General features: G+C 30.8%; 5 protein-coding genes. 2 read left to right on the top strand and 3 right to left on the bottom strand.

Annotated elements, in window-relative coordinates:
• Positions 1–417 (bottom strand): peptidase dimerization domain-containing protein (locus SA378_RS05115; RefSeq protein ID WP_318524908.1); only part of this gene is annotated, 417 nt, incomplete at its 3' end.
• A 16-nt stretch (positions 418–433) separates the two neighbouring features.
• The gene (locus SA378_RS05110; protein WP_318524907.1) at positions 434–583 is read right to left on the bottom strand and encodes a hypothetical protein; all 150 of its coding nucleotides are present in this window, start codon (positions 581–583) and stop codon (positions 434–436) included.
• A 300-nt stretch (positions 584–883) separates the two neighbouring features.
• Here SA378_RS05110 and SA378_RS05105 point away from each other — a divergent pair, with 300 nt between their 5' ends.
• Complete coding sequence (locus SA378_RS05105; RefSeq protein WP_318524906.1) at positions 884–1,486, top strand: hypothetical protein; 603 nt, start codon at positions 884–886, stop codon at positions 1,484–1,486.
• Between the two features lie 118 nt (positions 1,487–1,604).
• Entirely contained in the window at positions 1,605–2,453 is an 849-nt protein-coding gene (locus SA378_RS05100; protein WP_318524905.1) for a sporulation peptidase YabG, read from the top strand.
• A 39-nt stretch (positions 2,454–2,492) separates the two neighbouring features.
• Here the strand turns inward: SA378_RS05100 and SA378_RS05095 are convergent.
• The coding region (locus SA378_RS05095) for an SLC13 family permease (protein WP_318524904.1) at positions 2,493–3,546 on the bottom strand (1,054 nt) is incomplete at its 5' end.

Here is a 3,546-nt window from a genome sequence, read left to right as displayed (position 1 = left end):
TGAAGGAAGATTCTGTAAAACTTCAAATTCTACTCTTATATCAGGATCTGGAGTTCTCAATTCATTTTTAAATATTTTTTCACACTCAAGTATTTTATTTTCGACTAAAACTTTATCTTCAGTTTTTACTAAAATAACCGCATCGGTCTCACGTGAAATCGCATTATGCTTAGAACCACCATTTATTGAACTAAGTCTCATATCTATTTCAGAAAAAATAGTCATAAGTATTCGACCCATTAGTTTATTGGAGTTTCCTCTTTGCTTATCTATTTCCATTCCAGAATGTCCACCCTTAAGGCCTCTTATCTTAATTAAATACGGAACAAGATTTTTATTTACTGATTCAAATTTTATAGGAATTGATACCTTAGCTGTAACACCGCCGGCACAACTAACCTTTCTTTCTAATAACAACGTTTAATGCAGAATCTTAAACATATTCCAGATTATTCTCCTTAGCAAATGATACTAAATAATCGCTAACCTCTTTTTCATTTCCTGAACACCTAGGAATCTGTGAAAGCTTTTCAAAATATTTAAATACATCAACAGGCTGTAAATCTTTAAGTACTTCTATCATAGCTATTATCCTTTCTAACAAGTTAATGATTGAATATTAAAAACCATATATATGTTTACCATAAATCTAATTAATAACCATTTTAATATTTTTTATAAACATGCAAATTCAAGCAAGACTTAGTTGCAACTATTTAATCATTTCTGCTTTTTATAAAACTACTGCGTTGGATTCAGATATAAAAACAATAAATGTTTATAAAAATAAAATTTACTTTTACACAAATCTTTACTCAACACATATTATATATACAAGAGTTATAATATTATAAACTTTTAATAATTTGAAGGATTTGATTTAATGTATAAGAATATAAATCGTTATATTAACAGAGCAAACGATGATAAAAAACTGCAAGGAAACATAGGAATACTGTTCGGATGTAGTAATGAAAATATTAGTGAATTTGAAAATTTCGTTAATCCAGATGAATATAGTAGAAATCGTTATGATTGTGAAATTGATTCGCATAGATGTGTAAAATTTAAGAACGAAGGGCCAGCAATAAAAAATGTATTTTTAGTTTTGGGTGATATAAACGTACCTGCATGTCCACCTCCGCCTCCTCCGCCGCCTCCGTCGTCTTCTGGTTCAAAGCAATCTAATGAAGATGAATTTGAAATACTCTTAGACAACGAAGGAAACGTATCGGTAAACGGTAAGAAACTAGAAGCAAAAGTATTAGAAGACGGATCAAGTATTTTCACAATAAACGTCAACTCTGAGAAAAAATCACATAATGAAGGAAACCAATCAGATAAGAAAGCAAATAAAGAAGAAAACAACACAGAGAAAAAAAACAATAACGAAGAAAAGCACATAGAGAGAAAAACATCTATCGAAGAAAAAGATACAGAAAAAATTGTAACAACCGAACAAAATCATCCTGCAGTAAAACAATAGAATAAATAATTATACTCTAATATAGGGCGCTATAATAGCCCTATATTTTATACAAGCCTAAGGTACACTTTTTATTCTATTAACATATTATGATGCAGTAACGAAAAGGATGATTCAATTGGAAATAGGTGATCTTGTAACTAGAACTTCTTATGACAACGATATAATTTTTAGATTAATAAATGTTATAAATGATAATGCAATTTTAGCCGGTATATATTATAGACTTTTTGCTGACGCAAATCTTAATGATTTGCAAAATTTTAAAAGTAGACAAGGTATTAATGAGCCAAATAGATTACAAAGTGAGATGAGAATAAATCCGCTCATAGGTATTCATAAGCAAAAATCAACTGCAAATCATGAAAGCTTATTACCTAAAAGAATAGTAAAAGTCACTCCATTTTTGTCAGGTATAAAATGTGGAAAGGTTCTCCATGTAGACGGAGATTCATCTTATTTAAGTATATGTATGGCGCACTATAAGAAGTTAGGTGTTCATGCGGAAGGAGTCAGCCTTGAAGAAATTAAACAGCCAGATGCAATATCCGATTTATATATTAAATATAAGCCTAATATTGTAGTAATAACAGGCCATGATTCCCTTAAAAAAAATGCTGAACATTCAATGGATATTAATGATTATAAAAATTCTAAATATTTTGTAGAAAGTGTTAAAAAATTAAGAGAGTATAATGATAATTACGACGAACTAGTGATTATTGCCGGCGGTTGCTATTCACACTATGAAGAACTGATGAAAGCAGGAGCTAACTTTGCAAGTTCTCCCGAAAGAAAATTAATCAATATTTACGATCTGGTAAATGTTGCGTGCAAGCTGGCCACAACCTCAGTAAAAGAATTCCTGGACTTTGATAAGTTGTCTGGTGAAATTTTATCAATATATGGAAGCATAGGCGGTATCGAGACAAGAGGACAATGCCGGCTTGTCAATCCATATTATTAAATAATTGGGTGATATATTAATATATCCTCAATTATTTTGTTATAAAATTCTAATGTAAATAACTATATACAAGGCACTTAAACCAAGCATTATTAAGGAAAAAGGAATTGAAAAGTACAAATATGTTCTTAAGCTGAAAATTTCATGGATATGTCTTTTTTGATCTTCACGCAAATGCTGATGGGGCTTCTTAATAAACCTGTTAGTTTCACTAAACATAATAGGACCTCCTGTAGCTGACCAAGGCAACATACTGCTTCCCGCCAATATTCCAAGTGCCAATGATGCATATATCAGATTAAAAGGTACAAGATGAGACAATTCTGTGCATATTGGAAGCAATGTTGCAGTTGCAGGACCGGCTGACAAGAATATAGCTATAATAAAGGCCAAGAATAAAATTGATAATGCTATAATGTAAGAGTTATTGTTCGTAAATCCTACTATATACTTAGAAATCAACATTAAAATTCCACTGTATTCTAAAACGCCGCCTATCAGGAATAATGCTATAATAAAAGCAATTGAATCCATGACCGGAATAGTATTTAATAAATCAGCTGGATCTTTTCTGTTAAGGAATAATGCTATTCCACCAAAAAACAGCGAAATATAAGCTATTGATAAGTTAACAAACGGTCCAATGCTAATGCTGACAAGATATAATACAAATACTGTTAAAATCGGTTTTAGTCTTTTCCAATGAACTATTGGCCTATCTTTAAATGGTACGACTCTTTTTTTGGGTGAAAAATACTTATACCATATGAAGGTATAAATAGATAAAAAAAGAGCGAAAAAAAGGCAAGGTAAAAATAATTTGCTCAAAAAATCCAGCAAATTAAAATCAGTATATAATGTTAATATAACAGCAGGTGTATCCGCCCATGGCAGCGAAGCACCACCTATATTTGAGCCTATAACCATGCTTACCAATACAGGGATAACAGGAAGATGATAATCCATTGATAAATATAACGCCATATTACAAAAAAGCAATATTACAGTTAAATTATTCATAAACAATGATGTTGCATACATAAGTAATGGCAAGAGCGAAATCATGGCTGATCTGTTCTCATTTGTCATTTTT

Source organism: Sedimentibacter sp. (genome assembly GCF_033447055.1).
Lineage (GTDB): Bacteria > Bacillota > Clostridia > Tissierellales > Sedimentibacteraceae > Sedimentibacter.
The sequence above is the reverse complement of the archived record's forward strand: the minus strand, read 5'-3'. Positions and strand labels throughout refer to the sequence as shown.

Bases quoted from the DNA above. Each gene is read 5' to 3' on its own strand.
- SA378_RS05110 (WP_318524907.1), bottom strand. From the start codon at position 583: ATGATAGAAGTACTTAAAGATTTACAGCCTGTTGATGTATTTAAATAT.
- SA378_RS05105 (WP_318524906.1), top strand. From the start codon at position 884: ATGTATAAGAATATAAATCGTTATATTAACAGAGCAAACGATGATAAA.